At 72.9% G+C, this 22,584-nt stretch carries 21 protein-coding genes; 8 read left to right on the top strand and 13 right to left on the bottom strand.

What is annotated here, in order from left to right:
* Positions 1 to 8 precede the first annotated feature (8 nt).
* On the top strand, positions 9 to 635 hold the full coding sequence (locus tag AH6_RS33510; RefSeq protein ID WP_067488240.1) for a trimeric intracellular cation channel family protein: 627 nt from the start codon (positions 9 to 11) through the stop codon (positions 633 to 635).
* Positions 636 to 666: 31 nt separating this feature from the next.
* On the opposite strand, the gene AH6_RS33505 is transcribed toward AH6_RS33510, so the two are convergent.
* Complete coding sequence (locus AH6_RS33505) at positions 667 to 942, bottom strand: DUF4333 domain-containing protein (RefSeq protein ID WP_067488238.1); 276 nt, start codon at positions 940 to 942, stop codon at positions 667 to 669.
* 206 nt (positions 943 to 1,148) lie between these two features.
* On the opposite strand from AH6_RS33505, the gene fdhD reads away from it, so the two are divergent.
* The 4 genes from fdhD to AH6_RS33485 all read left to right on the top strand — a co-directional run bounded on the left by fdhD (position 1,149) and on the right by AH6_RS33485 (position 5,917).
* Positions 1,149 to 1,961 (top strand): formate dehydrogenase accessory sulfurtransferase FdhD, encoded by an 813-nt coding sequence (fdhD, locus tag AH6_RS33500; RefSeq protein WP_067488236.1) that lies wholly within the window; start codon positions 1,149 to 1,151, stop codon positions 1,959 to 1,961.
* A 159-nt stretch (positions 1,962 to 2,120) separates the two neighbouring features.
* Entirely contained in the window at positions 2,121 to 3,056 is a 936-nt protein-coding gene (locus AH6_RS33495; protein ID WP_083983740.1) for a metal-dependent hydrolase, read from the top strand.
* A gap of 243 nt (positions 3,057 to 3,299) precedes the next feature.
* On the top strand, positions 3,300 to 4,145 hold the full coding sequence (locus AH6_RS33490) for a M24 family metallopeptidase (RefSeq protein ID WP_373861844.1): 846 nt from the start codon (positions 3,300 to 3,302) through the stop codon (positions 4,143 to 4,145).
* The gene (locus AH6_RS33485; RefSeq protein WP_067488231.1) at positions 4,142 to 5,917 is read left to right on the top strand and encodes an SDR family oxidoreductase; all 1,776 of its coding nucleotides are present in this window, start codon (positions 4,142 to 4,144) and stop codon (positions 5,915 to 5,917) included. Before AH6_RS33490 ends, AH6_RS33485 begins: the two co-directional genes overlap by 4 nt.
* Before the next feature lie 61 nt (positions 5,918 to 5,978).
* Here AH6_RS33485 and AH6_RS33480 read toward each other — a convergent pair whose 3' ends face one another.
* The 6 genes from AH6_RS33480 to AH6_RS33455 all read right to left on the bottom strand — a co-directional run bounded on the left by AH6_RS33480 (position 5,979) and on the right by AH6_RS33455 (position 13,246).
* A complete protein-coding gene (locus tag AH6_RS33480) occupies positions 5,979 to 7,175 on the bottom strand; it encodes an ABC transporter ATP-binding protein (RefSeq protein ID WP_067488230.1) in 1,197 nt (398 codons plus the stop codon).
* Positions 7,176 to 7,208: 33 nt separating this feature from the next.
* Positions 7,209 to 8,039, bottom strand: coding sequence for a carbohydrate ABC transporter permease (locus tag AH6_RS33475; RefSeq protein WP_067488228.1), 831 nt, complete (start codon positions 8,037 to 8,039; stop codon positions 7,209 to 7,211).
* A complete protein-coding gene (locus AH6_RS33470) occupies positions 8,039 to 8,941 on the bottom strand; it encodes a carbohydrate ABC transporter permease (RefSeq protein ID WP_067488226.1) in 903 nt (300 codons plus the stop codon). The genes AH6_RS33475 and AH6_RS33470 overlap by 1 nt, the downstream gene beginning before the upstream one ends.
* Positions 8,938 to 10,212, bottom strand: coding sequence for an ABC transporter substrate-binding protein (locus AH6_RS33465; protein ID WP_067488223.1), 1,275 nt, complete (start codon positions 10,210 to 10,212; stop codon positions 8,938 to 8,940). Before AH6_RS33465 ends, AH6_RS33470 begins: the two co-directional genes overlap by 4 nt.
* A gap of 29 nt (positions 10,213 to 10,241) precedes the next feature.
* Positions 10,242 to 11,651 (bottom strand): NAD(P)/FAD-dependent oxidoreductase, encoded by a 1,410-nt coding sequence (locus tag AH6_RS33460; RefSeq protein WP_157431886.1) that lies wholly within the window; start codon positions 11,649 to 11,651, stop codon positions 10,242 to 10,244.
* A gap of 137 nt (positions 11,652 to 11,788) precedes the next feature.
* A complete protein-coding gene (locus tag AH6_RS33455) occupies positions 11,789 to 13,246 on the bottom strand; it encodes an MFS transporter (RefSeq protein WP_083983738.1) in 1,458 nt (485 codons plus the stop codon).
* 185 nt (positions 13,247 to 13,431) lie between these two features.
* Between AH6_RS33455 and AH6_RS33450 the strand changes: the two genes are divergently transcribed.
* Positions 13,432 to 13,866 carry a CBS domain-containing protein gene (locus tag AH6_RS33450; RefSeq protein ID WP_067488221.1) on the top strand — a complete coding sequence of 145 codons (435 nt, stop codon included), beginning with the start codon at positions 13,432 to 13,434 and terminating at the stop codon, positions 13,864 to 13,866.
* Positions 13,867 to 13,907: 41 nt separating this feature from the next.
* Here AH6_RS33450 and yczR read toward each other — a convergent pair whose 3' ends face one another.
* Positions 13,908 to 15,386: a MocR-like transcription factor YczR gene (gene yczR / locus AH6_RS33445; protein WP_067488219.1), complete on the bottom strand. Its 1,479-nt coding sequence runs from the start codon at positions 15,384 to 15,386 to the stop codon at positions 13,908 to 13,910.
* Between the two features lie 111 nt (positions 15,387 to 15,497).
* Between yczR and yczE the strand changes: the two genes are divergently transcribed.
* Complete coding sequence (gene yczE / locus AH6_RS33440) at positions 15,498 to 16,151, top strand: membrane protein YczE (protein WP_067488217.1); 654 nt, start codon at positions 15,498 to 15,500, stop codon at positions 16,149 to 16,151.
* 105 nt (positions 16,152 to 16,256) lie between these two features.
* Here yczE and AH6_RS33435 read toward each other — a convergent pair whose 3' ends face one another.
* From AH6_RS33435 to AH6_RS33425, 3 genes are all read right to left on the bottom strand, one after another.
* Entirely contained in the window at positions 16,257 to 17,147 is an 891-nt protein-coding gene (locus AH6_RS33435) for a hypothetical protein (protein ID WP_067488216.1), read from the bottom strand.
* Positions 17,144 to 18,205: a S66 peptidase family protein gene (locus tag AH6_RS33430; RefSeq protein WP_067488214.1), complete on the bottom strand. Its 1,062-nt coding sequence runs from the start codon at positions 18,203 to 18,205 to the stop codon at positions 17,144 to 17,146. The genes AH6_RS33435 and AH6_RS33430 overlap by 4 nt, the downstream gene beginning before the upstream one ends.
* A 127-nt stretch (positions 18,206 to 18,332) precedes the next feature.
* On the bottom strand, positions 18,333 to 19,094 hold the full coding sequence (locus AH6_RS33425) for an SIR2 family NAD-dependent protein deacylase (RefSeq protein ID WP_067488212.1): 762 nt from the start codon (positions 19,092 to 19,094) through the stop codon (positions 18,333 to 18,335).
* A 109-nt stretch (positions 19,095 to 19,203) separates the two neighbouring features.
* Between AH6_RS33425 and AH6_RS33420 the strand changes: the two genes are divergently transcribed.
* The gene (locus AH6_RS33420; RefSeq protein WP_067488210.1) at positions 19,204 to 20,172 is read left to right on the top strand and encodes a sulfotransferase family protein; all 969 of its coding nucleotides are present in this window, start codon (positions 19,204 to 19,206) and stop codon (positions 20,170 to 20,172) included.
* Here AH6_RS33420 and AH6_RS33415 read toward each other — a convergent pair.
* Together AH6_RS33415 and AH6_RS33410 are read right to left on the bottom strand one after the other, a co-directional pair.
* Positions 20,147 to 20,335 (bottom strand): hypothetical protein, encoded by a 189-nt coding sequence (locus AH6_RS33415; RefSeq protein WP_067488208.1) that lies wholly within the window; start codon positions 20,333 to 20,335, stop codon positions 20,147 to 20,149. The two genes, AH6_RS33420 and AH6_RS33415, sit on opposite strands and share 26 nt — an antisense overlap.
* Before the next feature lie 213 nt (positions 20,336 to 20,548).
* Entirely contained in the window at positions 20,549 to 22,504 is a 1,956-nt protein-coding gene (locus AH6_RS33410; protein WP_067488277.1) for an ABC transporter ATP-binding protein, read from the bottom strand.
* Between the last annotated feature and the right edge of the window lie 80 nt (positions 22,505 to 22,584).

Here is a 22,584-nt window from a genome sequence, read left to right as displayed (position 1 = left end):
TCGTCCCCATGAGGGACCTGACCATCCCCGGCCTGCTCGACCTGACCGGCATCTTCGTGTTCGCGGTGTCGGGGGCGCTGGCCGCGGTCCGCCAGCGGCTGGACGTGGTCGGCGTGGTGGTGCTGGCCGAGATCACCGCGCTGGGCGGCGGGATCCTGCGGGACCTGGTCATCGGCGCGGTCCCGCCGGCCGCCTTCACCAGCCTGGGCTACGTGCTGACGCCGCTGGCGGCGTGCGTGCTGGTGTTCTTCTGGCATCCGCAGGTCACCCGGCTGCTGCCCGCGGTGATGTTCTTCGACGCCGCCGGGCTCGGCCTGTTCTGCGTGACCGGCACGCTCAAGGCCCTGGAGCACGGCCTGTCGCCGCTGCACGCGGTGCTGCTGGGCGTGATCACCGCCGTCGGCGGCGGCATCCTGCGCGACATGATGAGCGGGCAGATCCCCGGCGTGCTCTACGACCGGCAGCTGTACGCGCTCCCGGCGATGCTGGGCGCGGTGGTGGTCGCCGCCGCGCACAGCCTGGACCTGCACGGCGCGACCGTCACCGCCGGGGCGGCGGTGCTGGCGTTCGCGCTGCGGGTCGCGGCGATGCGCTACGGCTGGCGCACCCCGCGACCGCGCGGCGTCCCCGACTGACCTGCCCCCGGCGGGCCGGACGGGGCGCGTGTCAGGCCACCCGCATGGTGAAGCGGACCTGCTCGTCCTCCACCGAGGTGACGGTCACGGTGACGGTCCGCCGCTCGGCGCCGCCGACGGTGTCGCACCGCAGGACGGCGCCGACCTTGCTGTCGAGGTCGCCGGGGCAGGACGCGGCGACCCCGAGCTTCCGGCTGATCTGGCTCTCGACCTCGCCGGCCTTGACGGTCTGCTGCCCGAACTGGCAGGCCGTCCCGGTCAGGGCGACGCCGGCGGCCAGGAGGGGCAGGGCGATGAGCTTGCGCATGATGAGTGGTGCTCCCCGTGATGTGGTGCGCTGTGATGTGGTGCGCTCCGTTTCCCCCGGAAGCGCCTGGTGCGCCGTCTTCGGCACGTTCCGATGTTGCGTCCCGGGCCGCCCCGGCCGCCAGGGTGCGCCGTCCCGTCCGCCGGGAGACCGCGCGCCGGGACGGCGCGTGCACTGGTCCGCCCTTCGCGGGGTACGGTCACGGCATGGGTCGGATCACCGTGCGCAGGCCCGTCCTGCGGCTCAGCACCGAGGGCGCGCGCACCCGGCGGCCCGACACCCTGGCGGTCGAGGAGCCGCTGGAGATCCGGGTCGGCGGTCGCCCGCTGACCATCACGATGCGCACCCCCGGCGACGACTTCGACCTGGTGGCGGGGTTCCTGGCCGCCGAGGGGATCATCGCCGGGCCCGGCGACCTGGCCGCGATGCGCTACTGCGCCGACACCGCCGAGCAGAACGTGCTGGAGGCGGTGCTCGCCCCGGGCGTCGCGCCGCCGGGCGCGGAGCTGACGCGGGCGTTCACCACCACGAGCGCGTGTGGGGTGTGCGGCAAGTCCAGCATCGAGGCGCTGCGCGACGACCGTCCCTACGAGGTCGCCGCCGACCCGCTGGAGCTGACGCCGGAGCTGCTGGCGAGCCTGCCCGAGCGGCTGCGCGCCGCGCAGCGGGTGTTCGACCGCACCGGCGGCCTGCACGCGGCGGGCCTGTTCGACGGCGCGGGCGAGCTGCTGGCGCTGCGCGAGGACGTCGGGCGGCACAACGCGGTCGACAAGGTCGTCGGGCACGCGCTGCGCCAGGGGCTGCTGCCGCTGGCCGGGCACGTGCTGATGGTCAGCGGGCGGGCCTCGTTCGAGCTGACCCAGAAGGCCATGCAGGCGGGCGTCCCGGTGCTGGCGGCGGTGTCGGCGCCGTCGTCGCTGGCGGTGGACCTGGCGGCCGACGCCGGGATGACGCTGGTGGGCTTCCTGCGCGGCGCGTCGATGAACGTCTACACCGGCGCGCACCGCATCACGATCTGATCTCTTCTTGTCACGCGGTGATGAGGTCCCGGGGTCCCGTTGTGGCCTGCGACACAAGACAAAAACCGTGTCACATGCGTCGCCTTCGGTAGCTACTGCTCGGTAAGCAACGTCTGTACCCTGCTTCGATACGCGGCGCGCGGAAGCGAAGGAGAGGGAATGACCAGGCCCCTGACGCCCGACGACCCGACGTTCGACATCGACGAGCGGCACCCTCCCATCCGGACGCGGCGGGTCTCGTTCGACTGGTCGGAGACGCCGCTGCACTGGGTGCCCGGCGACCCCGTCGCCACGCACATCATCAACTCCTTCCACATCGTCCTGCCCGAGGGCGAGAAGTGGTTCATCCAGTGCGTCAAGGACGCCCGGCCCTACATCAAGGACGCCAAGCTGCTGGAGGAGATCCGGGGCTTCATCGGCCAGGAGATGGTGCACGCGCGCTCGCACCAGGGCGTGCTGGACCAGATCCTGGAGGCCAACGGCATCGACGTCTCCCGGATCACCGGCCCGGCGGGCCGGGGCAACGCCGACCGGCCCGCGCAGATGGCGGCGCTGAAGGAGCGCTCGCCGCGCAGGTGGCGGCGGCGGTTGCGGCTGGAGCTGGCGGCGGTGGCCGCCATCGAGCACTACACCGCGGTGCTCGGCCAGTGGATCATGGACAACGACCGGCTCGACAAGGCCGGGGTGGACCCGACCATGCTGGACCTGCTGCGCTGGCACGGGGCCGAGGAGGTCGAGCACCGGTCGGTGGTGTTCGACGTCTACAAGGCGGTCGGCGGCCGCTACCCCACCCGCGTGCTGGCCTGGGTGCTGTCGTTGTTCTTCCTGTACTGGGCGCTGATCGGCGGCTCGTTGTACCTGCTCAACCAGGACCCGACCATCAAGGGCAAGGTCAGCCTCCCCCGGGTGTACCGCTCCTACCGGCGCTCGGTGCGCAAGGGGCACGTGCCGGGCATCTTCCGGCTGCTGCTGGGCGAGGCGCCGGTGTACCTGCGCCCGTCGCACCACCCGTCGCAGGTGTGCTCGACACCGCGCGCGCTGGAGTACCTGATGCAGTCCCCGGCGGCCCAAGCCGCAGGTTACGACCCTTATTAATTGGAGCCGTGGCCCAGGGCGCTCGCCTAGCGGCTCGCCCCCTGACCAGGTCTCTGCGAGTGCCAATCGCTTCGCGATCTGGCCCGGCTCCACTCGCCTTCGGCTTCGCTTCGCCGGGCCAGGTCGGGCACTCGCCTGGTGGCCGTCCCATAACAGAAGATCGTCCGCTGCGGCGGTGCGGGTGGTGAGGGTCACCTCGGGGCCGACTTGACCGAAGTTCAGTCGAGGCGGTTAATTAACGATGTGTCCAATAAAGTGGCGCTCGCCCGCACCGACGACCGCGCGGAGCTTGAGCGATTCCGGGAGATACAGCGCCTGTGCTACCAGTGCGCCGACGAGGTGGCGGCCACGCTGGAACCCGGCGTGACCGAGCGCGAGGCGTGCCGGCGCATGCGGCGCTGGTTGCGCGCCCACGGCGTGGACGACTGGCTGCACACCCCCTTCGCCTGGTTCGGCGACCGCACCGCCTTCCGCGGCTTCAAGGTGCCCACCCAGTTCCTGCCCTCCGCGGCGCGCCTGGCGGAGGGCATGCCCTACATCCTCGACATGGCGCCGGTGAAGAAGGGCTACTCCGCCGACATCGGGTACGGGGGCGTGCTCGGTGAGAACCGGGTCTGGGAGCAGCTCGACACCGACCTCGCCGCCTACCGCACGCTGATCCTGGAGCTGGTGCGCGAGCGGCGCACGTTCGCCGACATCTACGCCGAGGTCGACGCGCTCATCGAGCGGCAGGGCTACGACAACCGGCACCGCAAGTACCCCGGGCGCGTCATCGGCCACCAGGTCGGGATCATCGGTGGGATGTTGCCCAAGGGCGTGGGTTTCCCGTTCGGCGTGCGGTTCCTCCAGACGATCGGCCGCGAGCTGGTCAAGGAGCGGCTGGCGGGCCGTTCCCCGCTGTGGAACGGCGCGAAGCAGTCCCAGCACCCGCCGACGCCCGGCCTGTGGGCGGTGGAACCGCACATCGGCTTCCGCGGCGTCGGCGTGAAGTTCGAGGAACTTCTCGTGGTGACCGAGGACGACGCGTACTGGCTCGACGACGACCTGCCCCACGTGCACCGCTGGGCAGCCCGAAAGGCGATGGCATGACCGACCAGAACATCTCCGCCGCGGTGCGCACGCGGCGGGTCCGGGGCGACGGCGTGGACCTCGCCGTCTACGAGCAGGGCGACCCGGCGCGCCCCACCGTGCTGCTGATGCACGGCTACCCCGACACCCACGCGGTGTGGGACGAGGTCGCCGCCGAGCTGGCCGGGCGCTACCACGTGGTGCGCTACGACGTGCGCGGCGCGGGCGCGTCCTCGCGGCCGTTCGGACGCAAGCGCTACACCTTCGACTACCTGATGGCCGACATGCGCGCCGTCCTGGACGCCACCGCGCCCGAGCGCAAGGTGCACCTGGTCGGGCACGACTGGGGCTCGATCCAGTCGTGGGAGGCGGCCTGCACGATGGGCGAGCGGTTCGCCTCGTTCACCTCGATCTCGGGGCCGTGCCTGGACCACGTCGCGCGGCTCACCCGGGAGAACCTGCGGCGGCCCACCCCGCGCAACGTCAAGCACTCGGTCGGGCAGGGCCTGCGCTCCTGGTACATCTACTTCTTCCAGACCCCGCTGCTGCCGGAGGTCATGTGGCGCGCCGGGCTGACCGCGCCGTTCACCCGGGCGCTGGAGCTGGGCGAGGGCGTGCGGCCGCGCGAGGGGCACCCCGCGCGCACGATGCCGCGCGACGGCGCGGCCGGGGTCGGGCTGTACCGGGCCAACATGCTCCAGCGGATGCGCAAGCCCCGCGACCGGCGCACCGACGTGCCCACGCAGGTCATCGTGCCGACCAAGGACCTGTTCGTGTCCCCGCACCTGGTGGCCGGGCTCGGTGACCGGGTGCCGACGTTGTCGCTGCGGCCCATCGCGGCCGGGCACTGGGTGGTGCGCAGCCACCCCGAGGTGATCGCGCGCTGGATCGGCGAGCACATCACCGGCGTCACCGGCGGCCCGCTCACCGCCGCCGAGTCGCGCGCGCTGCGGCGCGCCCGCGTGGCCCCGGAGCGGCGGCCGTTCGAGGGCTCGCTGGTGGTGGTCACCGGCGCGGGCAGCGGCATCGGCCGCGCGACCGCGCTGGCGTTCGCCGAGCGCGGCGCGGAGGTCGTCGCCGCCGACCTGGACCTGCCGTCGGCGCAGCGCACCGCCGAGCTGGCCGGGCTGCTCGGCCCGGCCGCGCACGCCTTCCAGGTGGACGTGTCCGACGCCGCCGCGATGGAGGACTTCGCCAAGGCGGTGCTGCACGACCTGGGCGTGCCGGACGTGGTGGTCAACAACGCGGGCATCGGCATGGCCGGGCCGTTCCTCGGCCACTCGGTCGAGGACTGGCGCAGGGTGCTGGACGTCAACCTGTGGGGCGTGATCCACGGGTCGCGGCTGTTCGCCGCGCAGATGGTGGAGCGCGGGCAGGGCGGCCACATCGTCAACACCGCGTCGGCGGCGGCCTTCACGCCGCAGCGCACGCTGCCCGCCTACGCCACCAGCAAGGCGGCGGTGCTGATGTTGTCCGAATGCCTGCGCGCCGAGCTGCGGGGCAAGGGCATCGGGGTCAGCGCGATCTGCCCGGGGATCGTCAACACCAACATCACCCGGACCTCGCGGTTCGTGGGGCTGTCCGACGACGAGCAGCGCCAGCACCAGCACCGCGCCTCGCGCGCGTACGCGTTGCGCAACTTCGGCCCCGAGGGCGTCGCCAAGCAGATCGTCGCGGCCGTCCAGAAGGACAAGGCCGTCGTGCCCGTCACGCCCGAGGCGCACCTGAGCTACCTGACCGCGCGGCTGTCGCCGCGCGTGATGCGGCTGCTGGCGCGCTTCGACGTGGGCTGACGCGGGACGTCCGGCCGGCGGGGTCGCGCCGGCCGGACGTCTTGCCCGTCGTGAGGTCCGCCTAGGGCGTCCGCGCGACGTTCTCGGTGATGTTCAGGCCGCTGTCGGGCTCGAATAGGTGGATGTCGGCCGGGTCGAAGTCCAGGTCCATGTCCTCGCCCTCCCGGACCCGCGACTGCGCGTCCAGCCGGGCGACGAGCTGCACCTCCTTGGAGGAGGCCAGGTTGCCCTGGAACGCCTCGGCCAGGTGCTCGGACTGGATGGCGCCCGCCTCGTCCAGCGAGATGTAGGCGAACTTCTCCGCGCCCAGCGACTCCAGCACGTCCACGTGCCCGCCGAAGGTGCAGTAGCGGTCCTGGTCCTGGACGCCGCGGTCGCGCACGAGCTGCGCGTCGGCGAACGCCTCGGGCCGGATGCCGAGGATCACCTCGGTCGGGTCGCCGTGCTCGGACAGCGCGACGCGCATCCGGTCCAGCAGCGGGATCGCGCCGATGACGGTGTCCAGGCCGTCGCCGGTGACGCGGGCGGGCAGGAAGTTCATCGACGGCGAGCCGATGAATCCCGCCACGAACAGGTTGTGCGGGTGCTCGTACAGGTCCTCGGGCGAGCCGACCTGCTGCACCACGCCCTTGCGCATCAGCACGATGCGGTCGCCGAGGGTCATCGCCTCGGTCTGGTCGTGGGTGACGTAGACGGTGGTGGTGCCGAGCCGGTTCTGGAGCCGCGAGATCATCGTGCGCATCTGCACGCGGAGCTTGGCGTCCAGGTTCGACAGCGGCTCGTCCATCAGGAACGCCTTGGGGTCGCGCACGATGGCGCGGCCCATCGCGACCCGCTGCCGCTGCCCGCCCGACAGGTTGGCCGGGCGGCGGTCCAGCAGCTCGTCCAGGTCGAGGAGCTGGGACACCTCGGCGACCTTCTTGTCCGCCTCGGCCTTGTCCACCTTGGCGAGGCGCAGCGGGAAGCCGATGTTCTCGCGCACCGTCATGTGCGGGTAGAGGGCGTAGGACTGGAACACCATCGCGATGTCGCGGTCGCGGGGCGCGCGCTCGTTCACGCGCTCGCCGTCGATGCGCAGCTCGCCGGTGGTGATGTCCTCCAGCCCCGCGATCATGTTGAGGGTGGTGGACTTCCCGCAGCCCGACGGCCCGACCAGGATGATGAACTCGCCGTCGGCGATCGTGAGGTCCATGTCGTGCACCGCGACGGTGCCGTCGGGGAACCGTTTGCCCACCCCGTCCAGAACGATCTCAGCCATGCTCGGGCCTCATCCCTGCGCTCATCCCTGCGCTCATCCCTTCACCGCACCGGAGGTCAGGCCGGAGACGATCCGGCGCTGGAACAGCAACACGAAGATCACGATGGGGATCGTGATGACGACGGCGGCCGCGGCGATCGACCCGGTCGGGTCCTCGAACTGCGAGCTGCCGGTGAAGAAGGAGATGGTGGCCGGGGCGGTGCGGGCCGCGCTGGAGGAGGTCAGCGAGATCGAGAACAGGAAGTCGTTCCAGCACACGATGAACGCCAGGATCGCGGTGGTCACCACGCCCGGCGTGGCCAGCGGCACGATCACCATCCGGAACGCCTGGAAGGCGGTGGCGCCGTCCATCTTGGCCGCCTTCTCCAGGTCCCACGGGATCTCCTTGAAGAAGGTGGACAGGGTGTAGATGGTCAGCGGCAGCGCGAAGGTGATGTAGGGCAGGATCAGGCCCGGCCAGGTGTTGAACAGCCCGATGCTGCGCTCGATCTGGAACAGCGGGGTGACCAGCGAGATCTGCGGGAACATCGCGATCAGCAGCGACACCCCCAGCATCAGCGACTTGCCGGGGAAGTCCAGCCGCGCGATGGCGTAGGCGGCCATGGTGCCGATCACGATGGCGATCAGCGTCGAGATCAGGCCGATGCCGATCGAGTTGACCAGGCCGCGGGTGAAGTCGTCGTTGCGGAAGATGCCCTTGTAGTTGTCCAGCGTCCACTGGTGCGGGACGAAGCTCCCGTCGGTGATGCTGGCCGGGGTCTTGAACGACAACGAGGCGATCCACACCACCGGCACCAGCGCGTACAGCAGCACCAGCAGGTTGATCAGGCCCCAGCGGCCCTTCTGCGCGCCCGTGACGGCCATCAGCGCCTCCCTCCTGAGCCGGGCGTGGAGGTGCCGAGCACCTTGACGAACACGAACGCGATGATCGCGACGGCGATGAAGATCAGCACCGACATGGTGGAGCCGATGCCGAGGTTCAGCCCGCCGATCAGGTTGTGGTAGGCGATCACCGACACCGAGGAGGTGTTCTGCGCGCCGTTGGTGAGCACGTAGATGTTGTCGAAGATGCGGAAGGCGTCCAGGCTGCGGAACAGCAGCGCCGCCAGGATCGCCGGCTTCATCAGCGGCAACGTGATCATCCGGAAGCGCTGCCAGGCGCTCGCGCCGTCCATCGAGGCGGCCTTCAGCGCGTCCTCGGGCACCAGCGCGAGCCCCGCCATCAGCAGCAGCGCCATGAACGGGGTGGTCTTCCACACCTCGGCCAGGATGATGATGCCGATCGCGGGCCAGTGCTGGGTGAGCGGCGCGGTGCCGTCGGGCAACATCCCGGCCAGCCAGCCGGTGCCGGGCGTCCAGGCGTACTTCCAGCCGTAGGCCGCCGCGACGGTGACGATGCCGTACGGGATCAGCACCACGGTGCGGATCAGGCCCCGGCCCATGATCGTGCGGTACATCACCACCGCGATCGCCATGCCGAGCACCAGCTCCAGCAGCACGCTCGCCACCGTGATCAGCAGCGTGACGCCGAACGCCTGCCACCAGAACCCGCTGGTCAGCACCGTGCCGTAGTTGGTCAGCCCGATCCACGCCTTGTCGGCGGGAAAGCGCAGGTCGTAGCGCTGCAACGACAGCAGCACCGAATAGACGATCGGCCAGCCGGTGACCAGCAGCATCACCAGCGCGGCCGGGGCGCACAACCACCAGCCGAGCCGCCGTTCGGCCCGGCGGCCCTCGCTGACCGCGGCCGCCTTCGCCTTGCTCACGGGAGCACTCCCTTGCTGTCCAGCGCGTCGGTGATCTGTTCGCGCAGCGTGGACAGCGTGCTGGGCGGGTTGATCGACGCGGGCGGCGACAGCGTCACCGCGGTGACGGTGGAGACGTTCTGGTAGGTCGGGGTCTTGGGGCGCGCGACGGCCGTCTTCAGCGCCTCCCGGATCGCGTCGCGCATCGGGTACGCCTTCGCCATGCCCTCGGCGTTGTAGACCGACTCGATGGTGGGCGGCAGGCCGTCCTTGACGGCGGCGATGCGCTGGCTCTCCGGGTCGCGCAGGCACAGCGCGGCGTCGTAGGAGATCTCGGGCTTCTTGGAGTAGGCGCTGACGGCGAAGTTGGCGCCGCCCAGCGGCGCGCGTCCGGCGCCGTTGACGCCGGGGTAGGGCGCCCACTTGAAGTTCGGGAGCATGTCGGGCTTGTTGCTGGCCATCGACGCGTACACGAACGGCCAGTTGATCTCGTAGGCGGCGCGGCCGCTCTCCACCGCCAGCCGCGCGTCGTCCTCCTTGGTGTTGGACAACGACGGGTCGGCGGCCTTGGAGCGGGCGTAGTCCCGCATGACCTGGAGCGCCTTCTGCGCGGGCGGGCCGAGGTCGACGCGCTTGCCGTCCTTGCTGAGGATGCTGCCGCCCTCGGAGGCCACCATGCTGTTGAACCACACCACCACGCCCTCGTACTGGGCGCCGGTCACCTCGCCGTAGGCGGGCTTCCCGGCGGCCGCCAGGCGCGCGGAGGCGTCCATCATCTGCTTCCAGGTGGTGGGCGGCTCGGGCAGCAGGTCCGAGCGGTACCACAGGAGCTGGACGTTGGTGTTGTAGGGCGCGGCGTACAGCTTGCCGTCCCACACGGCGGTGTCCAGCGGGGCCGGGAGCGTGCCGCGCCTGGCCTCCGCGGCGTGGCCGCCCGTCCACTCGCGGATCCACCCGGCCTCGGCCAGCTCGGCGGTCCAGGTGACGTCCAGGCCGAGCACGTCCAGGCCGGAGTCACCGGCGGCGAGCCGCCGCACGAGCTGCTCGCGCTGGTCGTCGGCGCCGCGCGGCAGCGTGTTCAGCGCGATGCGGTAGCGCCCCTTGGCCCGGTCGTTGCAGCGCTTGACGATCTGCGCCATGTTCTCCTGCGGCGCGTTGTAGAGGTTGACCACGTCGGACGCCTCGCCGGAACCGCAGGCGGTCGCCAGCCCGGCCGCCAGCGCGGCGGCGGCCAGGGCCGCGCCGGGACGGCGCCAGGGGCGGCGGCTCGGGCGGCGGGACCGTGCGCTCATCCCGGTCTCCTTCCGATGATCTTCCTCGGTCAGCTCTTACCCGACGTCACGGACTTGTCACTCTTGGTTTTCGAATCCTTACCGACGGCCGAGGGATCGCTGACCGCGCTGTGCGGCGAACGGTCCACCGGCTCGGTGTCGGCCGAGTGCTCCAGGTCGGCCTGGCTGCCGGTGCGGGTGTCCAGGAAGCCCAGCCGGATGAGGTCGTCGCCGGCCAGCGCGTGCAACGACCAGTCCCCCGCCACCCGGGCCTTCGCGCGCATCCCCGGCACCGTGAGCAGGTGGTAGGCGCGCGTCACCACCTGCGCGGTGACGCCGCTCAGGTTGACCCCGAGCGGACGGGCGACCGCCTCGTCGCTGCCGAGGTCCACCACCATGCCGAGATCGTGGTGGCGGTAGCGGCGCAACGCGGTGCCGCGCAGCGAGGCGACGACGTTGTGCGCGGCGACGCGGGCCTGCCGGGTGGCGTGCTGGGCGGTGGGCGGGCAGAGGGCGCCGTCGCCGGCCACCAGGTCGGGCACCGCGGCGGCGTCGCCGAGCGCGAACACCTCGGGGCGGCCGGACAGGCCGAGGTCGGCGCCGACGACCAGGCGGCCGCGCTCGGTGGGCAGGTCCAGCGTCGCGATGACCGGGCTCGGGACGACGCCCGCCGTCCACACCACGGTGCGGGTCGGCAGCGTGCGGCCGTCGGTCAGCTCGACCGAGTCGGGGTTGATCCGCGAGACGCTGGTGCGCAGCCGGATGTCCACGCCGCGGCGGCGCAGCTTGTCCAGCGCGACCTCGCCCAGCCGCTCGCCCAGCTCGGGCAGCAGCTGCGGGGCCATGTCCACCAGCGTCCAGTTGAGCAGGTCGGGGTCCAGGCGGGGGAAGCGCCCCATCGCCTTGGCGGTCAGCAGTTGCAGGTTCGCGGCGGTCTCCACGCCCGAGTAGCCGCCGCCGACCACCAGGAAGCCCAGGCGCGCGGCGCGCTCGGCCGGGTCGTGCGCGACGGCGGCCAGCTCCAGCTGGGCGATGACGTGGTCGCGCAGGTAGACGGCCTCGGCCAGGTTCTTCATGCCGTGGCCGTGCTCCTTCAGCCCCGGGATGGCGAAGGTGCGGGTGACGCTGCCGGGCGCCAGGACCAGCCGGTCGTAGTGCACCGGGACCCGCTTGCCGTCGATCAGCTCCACCTCGCAGACGCGGGCGTCCAGGTCCACGCCGCAGGCGGTGCCGGGCACCAGCTGGGTGCGGCGCAGCAGCCGGTGCAGCGGCCCGGCGATCGAGCGCGGGTCCAGCACGCCGGCGGCCACCTCCGGCAGCAGCGGCTGGTAGAGCGAGTAGCCGGCCGGGGAGATGAGCTTGATCTGGGCCTGGCCGGGCCGGAGCTTGCGCTCCAGCCGGCGGGCCACGCCATAGCCTGCGAAACCGGCTCCGACGATGACGATGCGGGGTACGGGCACGGGCTTGCTCCTTCCGGACGGCGCTCCCATGGCGACGCATTGCACGTGATCAACTACATTACGTGAACGCCGGGGAGCGGCCCGTGACCGGGGTGCGCCGAAAGGAGGGCCGGAGGCGGCCGGGAGCCGGCCGGACGTCAGGTCGTGGCGTGCTCGGAGCGCGCCGACAGCGGCTCGGCCACGTCCTCCAGGGACCGCTTGGCCGCCTCCACGCCGATCAGCAGCTCCACCACCCCGGCGGCGACCATCAGGCCCGCGCCCAGGAAGTAGCCCCCGGCCACCGCGCCCGCCTTGCCGCTCTCCACCAGGCGGCCGAACAGCACCGGGCCGATCACGCCGCCGAGGCCGGTGCCCACCGCGTAGAAGGCGGCGATGGCCATCGCGCGGGTCTCCATCGGGAAGATCTCGCTGACGGTGAGGTAGGCGGCGCTGGCCCCGGCCGAGGCGAGGAAGAACACCGCGCACCAGCAGGCGGTGAGCGTCCAGGCGTTCAGCACCTCGGCGCGGAACAGGAACCCGGTGCCGACCAGCAGCACGCCCGAGCCGATGTAGGACGTCGCGATCATCGTGCGGCGGCCGACCACGTCGAACAGCCGGCCCAGCAGGAACGCGCCCAGGAAGTTCCCGACGCCGATCGGGATCAGGTAGTAGCCGACGTGGGTGTCGGAGACCTTGAAGAACCTGTCCAGCACCAGCGCGTAGGTGAAGTAGACCGCGTTGTAGAGGAACGCCTGCCCGACGAACAGCGACAACCCCAGGACGGTGCGGCGCGGGTACAGCTTGACGGCGGTGTGGGCGATCTCGCCGAAGCCGATGGCGCGGCGCTGGTGGATGCGGAGGGTGCGGTCGGGACGCTCCAGTTCCTCGCCGGTCTCCGCGCGGACGCGGTCCTCGATGCCGGACACGATCCGCTCGGCCTCGTCCTCGCGGCCGTGGATGAACAGCCACCGCGGGCTCTCCGGCACCGTGCGGCGCACGAACAGCACGCCCAGGCCCAGCAGCCCGCCGAGCGCGAACAGCGCGCGCCAGCCGAGGTCCTCGGGGAGCAGGTCGCCGTTCAGGATCGGGATCGACAGGGCGGCGGCGAGCGCGGTGCCGACCCAGAACGAGCCGTTGACCAGCACGTCCACCGTGCCGCGCACCCGCGCCGGGATCAGCTCGTCGATCGCGGAGTTGATCGCGGCGTACTCGCCGCCGATGCCCGCGCCGGTCAGGAACCGGCAGGCGTAGAACCACAGCGGGTTGAACGAGAACGCGGTCGCCACCGTCGCCGCCAGGTACAGCGCCAGCGTCAGCAGGAACAACTTCTTGCGGCCGAACCGGTCGGTGAGGTGGCCGAAGAAGAGCGCGCCCACGCACGCGCCGATGACATAAATGCCCGCCGCGAGGCCGACCTGGGAGTCGGTGAGGCCGAGCCCGCCGGACTCGTCGGTCAGCCGGGGGCCGATCACGCCGACGACCGTGACCTCCAGGCCGTCCAGGATCCAGACCGCGCCGAGCCCCAGCAGGACCGTCCAGTGCCAGCGCGACCACGGGAGACGGTCCAGCCTGGCCGGGATGTCGGTCTCGATGGTCCGGGGGGAGGTGCTCGCCATGCCGCCCTAGATTCCCGATCTACGGGTTTTATGCCGGGACCGGTGACAGTACTGGTGACAAAGGGTCACCGGTCCGGGCTTTTCCCGGCGGGCGGAACATGCGACCGTATGCGGCAACAGCCCCTGCGACGAGCCGGACGCCCCCTCCGCCCGGCGGGGCCGCGTCGGCGGCGGAGTGTGAGCCCATGCGCATCAGCGACATCCTGCGGAGAAAAGGCACGGCGGTGGCGACCGTGCGGCCCGACGACACCGTCGGCGCCCTGCTGGCCGTCCTCGCCGAGCACAACATCGGCGCGGTGGTGGTGTCCCCCGACGGCACCGCCATCGCCGGGATCGCCTCCGAACGCGACGTGGTGCGGCACCTGCACCGCGCCGGGCCCGGCCTGCTGGACCGCCCGGTCGCCGAGATCATGACCGAGCGGGTGCGGACCTGCGGCCCGGACGCGCAGGTCGACGGATTGCGCCGCACCATGACCGAGCACCGCGTCCGGCACCTGCCGGTGGTGGACGAGGACCGGCTGATCGGCATCGTCAGCATCGGCGACGTCGTCAAGAGCGCCATCGACGCGCTGGAGAGCGAGCGCGAGCACCTGGTCGACTACATCCAGCGCGCCCCCTAGTCCCTCAGATCCGGCCCCCCGATCCAGCCCCTCCGTACCGGTCACACGTAGGCGGGCAGCGGCCGCGCCATCGGCGCGGCCTGCACGTCCCGGTGGGCGGCGGCCAGGCGCTCGACGGCGGCGCGCAGGACGTCGGGCGGCAGCACGTACGGCAGCCGCACGAAGTCCTCCAGCACGCCGTCGGCCCCGAACGCCGGTCCCGGCACGACCCGCACCCCGTGCCGCTCGGCGGTCTCGGCGAGCTGCGTCGCCACCGGCGCGCCGAGCCTCGCCCACAACGACATGCCGCCCTCCGGCAGCCCGAACTCCCACTCCGGCAACCGCTCCCGCAGCGCCGCGGCGAGCGCGTCCCGGCTCGCGCGCAGCGCCGCCGCGCGCTCGGCCCGCACCTCGTCCACGCGCAGCAGCAGCTCGCGCACGATGAGCTGGTCGAGCACGGGGCTCGCCATGTCCAGGCTCTCGCGGGCCAGGGTGATGCGGCGGGCCAGCGGCGCGGTGGTGCGGATCCAGCCGATCCGCAACCCGCCCCACAGCAGCTTGGACGCCGAGCCGACGCTGATCACCCGGCCGCCGCCGTCGTAGGCCGCCAGCGGCGGCGTCCGGGGCGCGGCCGGGTCCAGCGCGAGGTCGGCGAAGGTCTCGTCGGTCACCAGGAACGCGTCGGCGCGCCGCGCGGCCTCCACCAGCGCGGCCCGGTCGGCGTCGGGCATCAGCAGGCCGGTCGGGTTCTGGAAGTCGGGCACCAGGTAGCCCATGCGCACCGCGGCCTGCCGCATGGTCTGCGCGATCAGCTCCACGTCCCAGCCCTCGTTGACGCCGACCGGCACCAGCCGGGCGCCGCGCCGCCGCAGCGCGCCGAGCGCGTGCGGGTAGGTCGGCCGCTCCACCAGGGCGGCGTCGCCGGTCTCCAGCAGGATCTGGGTGAGGATGGTGAAGGCGTGCTGCGCGCCGGTGGTGATCACGATCTGGTCGGGGCGGGTCGGCACGCCGCGCGCCGCGTACCCGTCGGCCACCACCTCGCGCAGCGAGGGCAGCCCGGCGGGCTCGTAGCCGGGGCCGCCGCTGTAGCGGGGCAGCTCGGCCACCCCGGCGGCGACGGCCTCGTCGAAGACGGCGGGCGCGCCCGGCGTCGCGCAGCCGAGGTCGATGAAGTCCACGCCCTCCGGCGCGTGCGCCATGCCGTACCGGCCGGCGGCCCGGTTGACCGGCCCGCCCGCCTCGCCGGGCGGCGGCGCCGACATGCGCACCGGCGGCAGCTTGGTCCAGCTCCCCGCGCCCTGGCGGCTCTCGACGTAGCCCTCGGCGCGCAGCGCGTCGTAGGCGGCGGTGACGGTGGTGCGGCTGACGCCGAGGGCGGCGGCGAGGTCGCGCTCGGCGGGCAGCCGGGTGCGCAGGGCCAGCCGCCCGTCCTGGACCAGGCCGCGCACCGCGCGGGCCAGCGCGGCGTAGAACGGCCGCTCGTGCGGGACCTCGCCCAGCAGCCGGGCGAGCTGGGGACCGCTGACGTAACGCGTGCTCATGCAGACCACTTTTCCATATTGGCTCTTCTTTGACCAGGCCACTGGCCGCCAGACTGGTCGTCACGACCAGCCGAGACGGGCTGTCGTCGCAGTTGGTAGGGAGACGAGGAAATGGCCTTGACGGCACGCCGCCTGGTGCAGCTCTACGTGGGATTGGCCCTGTACGGGCTGGGCATCGCCCTCCAGGTGGCCTCCACGCTCGGCAACGACCCGTGGGACGTGTTCCACGAGGGGTTGTCGCGGCGGTTCGGGTTGTCGATCGGCGCGTGGATCATCATCGCCGGGGCGCTGGTCATGCTGCTGTGGATCCCGCTGCGGCAGAAGCCGGGGCTCGGCACGATCAGCAACGTGCTGGTCGTGGGCCTGTTCGCCGACCTGTTCCTGTGGTTGCTGCCCGAGCCGGGCCACCTGGCGGTGCGCTGGACCTACCTGGTGACGGCGATCCTGGTCGGCGGCTTCGCGACCGGCTGCTACATCGGCGCCGGGTACGGCGCGGGCCCGCGCGACGGCCTGATGACGGGGCTGGCGGCGCGCGGCCACTCCATCCGGGTGGTGCGCACCGGCATCGAGGTTTCGGTGCTGGCGATCGGCTGGCTGCTGGGCGGCACCGTCGGCATCGGCACCCTGCTGTACGCGGTCGCGATCGGCCCGCTGGCGCACGTGTTCATCCCGATGCTGGCGATCAAGATGCCGGTCGCCTCCAGCCCCGCCGTCACGCCGGATGCCGCGCCGGAGCCCGTCCCGGAGCCCGCGCCGACCTGCTAGGACGCCGCCGCGCGGCGCTGCATGATCTCGTCCGTGATCGCCCGGGCGGCGGCGGGCAGCACGCCGTCGCCCCCGTCCGGGCGGGGACGGGCGCGGGAACGGGCGTCAGCGCTCGGCCGCCATGGCGGTCAGCACCGACACGAACTCGCCGGGCAGCACCAGGTGGTCGCCGTCGTAGCGGATCTCCAGCAGCGACAACTCCCCGCCGCGCCACCAGTACAGGTGCGGGCTGAGCGAGCCGGGGCCCTCCTCGTAGCCCTGGTGGGCGTGCGCCTGGAGTTCGGCGGCGGCCGCGACCGCCTGCCGGTAGCGCGAGCGCGCGTCGGCGGCGGGCTCCAGCGCGTGCGCGACGATCAGGCTGCGGTTGGGGGCGATCACCAGCGCCCCGTACGGCCCGATCGGCAGATACTCCTCCAGCCAGGTCAGGTGCGTGACCGCGTAGAACGTCCAGCCCGACAACACCGAGACCCGCACGCCGCCGAGGTCCTGCTCGTCGTGGTCCAGGACGCCGTCGCCGCGCACGTTGGCGCGGCCCAGCATGAACAGCGCGTCGCCGGAGACCGGCCAGCGGTCCATCTCCTCCAGCGTGACGGTGCGGACGGTGGTGGGCGTGTCGACCACCACCACCTCGATCAGGCCGGGCGCGAACGGCCGGGCCACCAGCACGCCGTTGTCGGCCTCGGCCGGGTAGATGCGGGTGCGCAGCAGGTGCTGGACCAGGTCGAAGTCGCCGAGGTCCAGCGGCTCCTCGATGGCGGTGACGATCGTGGTGACGTGGTCGGAGACGAGCGCGGGCCAGTCGTCGCGCGGCACCAGCCGGGCGAGCTGCCGCAGGTTGCGCATGCTGACGTGCAGGCGGTTGGCGCCCTCCAGCAGCACCACGTCGCCGGGCACGCGGGTGCAGGCGTAGCCGAGGCTCTCGGCGACCAGGACCAGCAGCGAGTCCAGGGTGCCGTCGGCGGTCGGGTCGGGGCGGGCGTGCCGGCCGGTGCTCATCGGGCGCCTCCCGGGCGGGGGTCCGCGGCGGCGGCCAGGGTGGAGGCCGGGACGCGGTCGGTGGGGTGGTCGGGGGTGGGGACCTGCGTCAGGGTACGGGCTCGCGCGTCCAGCCTGACCCGGGCGCCGAGTTCGAGGGTGAGCTGGCGGGGGCCGTGCCCGGCCGGCACGCCCGTCAGGACGGGGGCCTCCAGCGGGCCGAGCCGGCCGGCGAACACCGCCGCCAGCTCGGCGGGGTCGCCGCAGCCGGTCCAGGTGCCCAGCACGATCCCGGCCGCGCCGTCCAGCCAGCCCGACTGGCGGAGCTGGGTGAGCATGCGGTCGATCCGGTAGGGGGCCTCGGCGACGTCCTCCAGGAACACCACCCGGCCCGCGGCGGGCGGCGGCGCGTACGGGGTGCCGAGCAGGGCGGTGAGCAGGGTCAGGGTGCCGCCGGTGAGCGGCCCCTCGGCGACGGCGGGCGCCCGGCCGGGCCGCAGCGCGCCGGTGCCGGTGACCGGCGGCGCGGACGGGCCGAACAGCGCGGCCGCGAACGAGGCGGCGGTCGGGGCGTCGTCGTCCCCGGCGGCGGTGAGCTCGGTGGCGATCATCGGGCCGAAGGAGGTGGTGACGCCGAGGCGCGCGCCGAAGGCCGCGTGCAGGGCGGTGATGTCGCTGGAACCGTGCAGCAGGGTGCCGGGTCCGGCCGCCGCGAGCACGTTCCAATCCAGGTGGTCGAGAAGGCGGGTGGCGCCGTAACCGCCCCGCGCGCACAACACGGCGCGGACGCCGGGGTCGCACCAGGCGGCGGTCAGGTCGGCGGCGCGGTCGGCGTCGGTGCCCGCCAGGCCCTGCCAGCCGGGACGCGCGCCGGAGCCGTCGAGGGCGACGCGGTCGGTGACGTGCGGGGCGAGTTCGACCTCCAGGCCCAGCCCGCGCAGCGCCGCGCATCCGGCGGCCAGCCGCGCGGCGTCGACCGGGCCGCTCGGCGCGGCCACCACCACCCGGTCGCCGCGACGCAGCCGGGGGTAGGGCAGCGCTCCGTCCCCCGCCGGTCCCGGCCGGGCGCCCCCGGTCATCAACCCGATCCCTCCTCGCGGTGCACCGTGTAGAGCTTGACAGGAGAAGTCGACGGACGGAAGGGGCGGCCGGTCACGAGCCGCAAACAGATCATCACCCGGGCCTCCGGTCCCCCCACCGGCCCGGTCACCGGCCGCGTCCCAGGACCAGGCCCGCCAGCCGGGGCAGCGCGACGCCGATCGGGCCGCGCAGCACCGCGTCGGCGACGTCGTCGTAGGGCGTGGGCTGAGCGTTGATGATCACCAGCCGGGCGCCGGCCTCCACCGCCTCCAGGCACAGCCCGGCGGCGGGCTGGACGGTCAGCGAGGTGCCGACGGCCAGGAACAGCTCGCAGGAGCGGGCGGCCTCGACCGCCGCCTCCAGCACCTCCTGTCTGAGCGGCTGCCCGAACGAGATCGTCGCCGACTTCTGGATGCCGCCGCACTCGGGGCACAGCGGGTCGTCCTCGCCCGCGTCCACCCGCGCCAGCACCTCCGGCATGGGGGTGCGCAGCCCGCAGGCCAGGCACTCGGCCTCGCGCATGGTGCCGTGGATCTCCAGCACCCCGGCCGACCCGGCGCGCTGGTGCAGGCCGTCGATGTTCTGGGTGACCAGGGCGCGCAGCCGCCCGGCCCGCTCCAGCTCGACCAGCGCGGCGTGCCCGGCGTTGGGCTCGGCGTCCCAGGCGGGGTGGTCGCGGCGGGACCGCCAGGCGCGGCGGCGGACGTCGGGATCGGCGAGGTAGGCACCGATCGTGGACAGCCGGGCGGCCTCGGGGTCCCGGGTCCACACGCCCTGGGGGCCGCGGAAGTCCGGGATGCCGCTGTCGGTGCTGATCCCCGCGCCGGACAGCACGGTGATCGCCCGGACCCCGGGCAACCATTCGGCGAGCGTCTGCGGAGCGTGCATCCTTCCAGGCTAGGCCGGGAACGTCCCATTCTGTTCCGAATATCGGTCCCGGGCCGGCGGAGCGTCGCAGGCGCGCCGGGCCCGCCGAGGTGAGAAACTGGGAAGTCGTATGAGGTCAACGCCGCACATCCTGGTGATCCACGGCACCAAGGTCCGCCGCCCCGTGTTCATCCTGGGCGCCCCCCACTCCGGTGCGGACCTGCTGGCGCGCGCGGTCAAGCGGTCCGCGGGCTTCCACCTGACCGCGGGCCGTCCCAGCGTGCTGCGCGTCACCTACGCGTTCGCGCGGCGGCCGTCGATCGCCACCGAGCGGGTGGTGGGCGCGGCGCGGGTGTTGCGCGACGCCTACGCCGAGTCCTGGCAGATCTCGGCGCGCAGCTGCGCCGAGTGCCCGATGGAGTGCCGGGAGCTGGCCGGGATGCCCGGCCGGGCCGGGGTGCCCAACGACCGGGTCGGCGACCCGTCGGGCCCGTGCGTGGAGTCCCGGGGCGTGCACCGGTTCGCCGACGCCTCCCCCGACCTGCTCTACAGCGCCGACGTGCTGCTGGACGCCTTCCCCGACGCCCAGCTGCTCCAGGTGATCCGCGACGGCCGGGACGTGGTGGCCGAGATGCTGGACGACGAGCGCTGCCTCGCCTGGTTCAAGCCGGGCCTCGCCAACCTGGAGACGGTGTTCCCCAACCCGTTCCTCGGCGTGGAGGACCTGGACGAGCGCGCCCGGTGGCGGCGCGCGGCCCCGGCCGTCAAGTGCGCGCTGCGCTGGCGGGGCGCGATCCGGCTGGCCGCGCGGCTGCGGGCGCAGACGCCCGACGAGCAGCTCCACACGGTGCGCTACGAGGATCTGATCAAGCGGCCGAGCCGCGTGGCCGACGACGTGTCGGCCTATCTGGGGGCGCCGCTGTCCAAGGGCACCCTGGCGGGGCTGGTCCGCCCCCGGGACCGGGAGGCGGCCGAACCCCGCGCGGGCGTGTGGCGCGAGCGGCTGTCGCCGCGCCAGCTCACCCAGGTCGAGAAGATCGCCGGCACCGAGCTGCGCCGGCTCGGCTACCGGCTCAGCGACGACCCGAAGGCCGGCTGAGCGCCTGCGACAGGCCCTGGGACAGCCGCTGCGGCGCCTGCCGGGTCTGCGGGCCGAGCCAGCCCAGGGCGACGCCCGTCGCGCCCAGGCCGACCAGCAGGACGGTGTAGCGGCCGGTCCCGCTCTTGACCAGCCGTTCGGGGTGGATCATCGTCGAGAGCACGCTGTTCCCCTTTCTCTGGCGGATGTGTCCGGCGGATGCACCTGGCGGAAGGCCGGCGGGTGCGGAACGCCGCTCATCTGACTGTGACGCCGCCGGGTGGCCATCAGTTTTCGTTCCCGGCACGCGGAGAGGAAGACAAGGAAACCGCATTCTGTGGCCAGGGTCACGTGTTCACGGTGAAACACGCGGGGCCTTTGGGACGATGAAGGGATTTCACTCCACCGTGATCGGCGCGCCCTCCCGATGGCCCTCTCCGCGGCCCTCATCGTCGTCCTGGCGGGCGAACTGGGTCCGGTACAGCTCGGCGTACAGGCCGCCGGCCAGCAGCAGCTCCTCGTGCCGCCCGCGCTCGGCGATCCGGCCGTCCTCGACCACCAGGATCTGGTCGGCCTCGCGGACGGTGGACAGCCGGTGCGCGATCACCAGCGAGGTGCGCCCGGCCAGCGCGGTGGCCAGCGCCCGCTGCACCGCCGCCTCCGACTCCGAGTCCAGGTGCGCGGTGGCCTCGTCCAGCACCACCACCGACGGGGCCTTCAGCAGCAGCCGGGCGAGGGCCAGGCGCTGCTTCTCGCCGCCCGACAGCCGGTAGCCGCGGTCGCCCACGACGGTGTCCAGCCCGTCGGGCATGGCCGCCACCAGGCCGCCGATCTGCGCGGCCGCCAGCGCGGCGTGGATCTCCCCGTCGGTGGCGCCGGGCCGGGCGTAGGCGAGGTTGGCGCGGATCGAGTCGTGGAACAGGTGGGCGTCCTGGCTGACCACCCCGACCTCGGCGCGCAGCGAGTCCAGGGTGAGGTCGCGCACGTCGTGGCCGCCGACGCGGACCGCGCCGCCCGACACGTCGTACAGCCGCGACACCAGGTGGGTGATCGTGGACTTGCCCGCCCCCGACGGGCCGACGAGCGCCACGAGCTGGCCGGGCTCGGCGGTGAAGCCCACCTCGTGCAGCACCTCGCGGCCCGGGGAGGCGTCGGTGCGGGCGATCGACTCCAGCGACGCCAGGGACACCTCGTCGGCGCCCGGGTAGCGGAACGACACGTGGTCGAACTCCACGGACGGGGCGGTGCGGCCGCCGTTCTTGGAAAGCGAGACGGGAGCAGGGCCCACGGCCAGCGGCCGGGCGCCCTCCCGGTCGTCGATCAGGGGCTTGAGGTCCAGCACCTCGAACACCCGGTCGAAGCTGACCAGGGCGGTCATCACGTCCACGTGCACGTTGGACAGCGCGGTGAGCGGCCCGTACATGCGGGTCAGCAGGGTGGCCAGCGCCACCAGCGTGCCGAGCTGGAAGGCGCCGTCCACGGCCAGCACGCCGCCCACGCCGTAGACCATGGCGGTGGCCAGGGCCGCGACCAGGGTGAGGGCGGTGAAGAAGACCCGGCCGTACATCGCCGCGACCACGCCGATGTCGCGGACCCGGGCGGCGCGCTGGGAGAAGTTCTCCTCCTCCTCGGCGGGACGGCCGTACAGCTTGGCGAGCATCGCGCCCGCGACGTTGAAGCGCTCGGTCATCAGCGAGCTCATCTCCGCGTCCAGCTCCATCTGCTCGCGGCTGATGGCCGACAGGCGGCGGCCCACCCACTTGGCGGGCAGGATGAACACCGGCAGCAGCAGGAGCGCGACCAGCGTGACCTGCCAGGACAGCACCAGCATGGTCACCAGCACCAGGACCAGGCTGATCACGTTGGACACCACCGAGGACAGCGTGGTGGTCAGGGCGCGCTGCGCGCCGATCACGTCGCCGTTGAGCCGGCTGACCAGCGAGCCGGTCTGGGCGCGCATGAAGAAGGCGACCGGCTGGCGCTGCACGTGCCCGAACACCTGGGTGCGCAGGTCGTAGATCAGCCCTTCGCCGATGCGCGCGGAGTACCAGCGCTGGGCGAGGCTCAGCACCGCCTCCACCAGCGCCAGCCCGGCCACCGCGAGGGCGAGCGCGACCACGACCTGCGAGCGGCCGGGCACGATGCCGCGGTCGATGATCGCCTTGAGCAGCAGCGGGTTGGCGACCACGATCACCGCGGCCAGCGAGTTCAGCGCCAGGAACAACACCAGCTCGCGCACGTAGGGGCGGGCGTAGCCGGCGATCCGACGCACGGTGCCGGGCTTCAGCTTCTGCTGGAGCACCGACCCGTCCCGCCGGAACGAGGTCATGACCTGCCACCCGTTGCCCGGCATCGTCACCGCGGCACCTCCGGGATCACCAGGGAACAAGGGATGTAATCAAGTAAGCATCGTAGGGTCCACCCGCTGCAACG

The organism is Actinomadura hibisca NBRC 15177 (genome assembly GCF_001552635.1).
GTDB lineage: Bacteria > Actinomycetota > Actinomycetes > Streptosporangiales > Streptosporangiaceae > Spirillospora > Spirillospora hibisca.
The sequence above is the reverse complement of the archived record's forward strand: the minus strand, read 5'-3'. Positions and strand labels throughout refer to the sequence as shown.

Coding starts and splice junctions, on each gene's coding strand:
- AH6_RS33510 (WP_067488240.1), top strand. CDS start 9: ATGAGGGACCTGACCATCCCCGGCCTGCTCGACCTGACCGGCATCTTC.
- AH6_RS33505 (WP_067488238.1), bottom strand. CDS start 942: ATGCGCAAGCTCATCGCCCTGCCCCTCCTGGCCGCCGGCGTCGCCCTG.
- fdhD (WP_067488236.1), top strand. CDS start 1,149: ATGGGTCGGATCACCGTGCGCAGGCCCGTCCTGCGGCTCAGCACCGAG.
- AH6_RS33495 (WP_083983740.1), top strand. CDS start 2,121: ATGACCAGGCCCCTGACGCCCGACGACCCGACGTTCGACATCGACGAG.
- AH6_RS33485 (WP_067488231.1), top strand. CDS start 4,142: ATGACCGACCAGAACATCTCCGCCGCGGTGCGCACGCGGCGGGTCCGG.
- AH6_RS33480 (WP_067488230.1), bottom strand. CDS start 7,175: ATGGCTGAGATCGTTCTGGACGGGGTGGGCAAACGGTTCCCCGACGGC.
- AH6_RS33475 (WP_067488228.1), bottom strand. CDS start 8,039: ATGGCCGTCACGGGCGCGCAGAAGGGCCGCTGGGGCCTGATCAACCTG.
- AH6_RS33465 (WP_067488223.1), bottom strand. CDS start 10,212: ATGAGCGCACGGTCCCGCCGCCCGAGCCGCCGCCCCTGGCGCCGTCCC.
- AH6_RS33455 (WP_083983738.1), bottom strand. CDS start 13,246: ATGGCGAGCACCTCCCCCCGGACCATCGAGACCGACATCCCGGCCAGG.
- AH6_RS33450 (WP_067488221.1), top strand. CDS start 13,432: ATGCGCATCAGCGACATCCTGCGGAGAAAAGGCACGGCGGTGGCGACC.
- yczR (WP_067488219.1), bottom strand. CDS start 15,386: ATGAGCACGCGTTACGTCAGCGGTCCCCAGCTCGCCCGGCTGCTGGGC.
- yczE (WP_067488217.1), top strand. CDS start 15,498: ATGGCCTTGACGGCACGCCGCCTGGTGCAGCTCTACGTGGGATTGGCC.
- AH6_RS33435 (WP_067488216.1), bottom strand. CDS start 17,147: ATGAGCACCGGCCGGCACGCCCGCCCCGACCCGACCGCCGACGGCACC.
- AH6_RS33430 (WP_067488214.1), bottom strand. CDS start 18,205: ATGACCGGGGGCGCCCGGCCGGGACCGGCGGGGGACGGAGCGCTGCCC.
- AH6_RS33425 (WP_067488212.1), bottom strand. CDS start 19,094: ATGCACGCTCCGCAGACGCTCGCCGAATGGTTGCCCGGGGTCCGGGCG.
- AH6_RS33420 (WP_067488210.1), top strand. CDS start 19,204: ATGAGGTCAACGCCGCACATCCTGGTGATCCACGGCACCAAGGTCCGC.
- AH6_RS33410 (WP_067488277.1), bottom strand. CDS start 22,504: ATGCCGGGCAACGGGTGGCAGGTCATGACCTCGTTCCGGCGGGACGGG.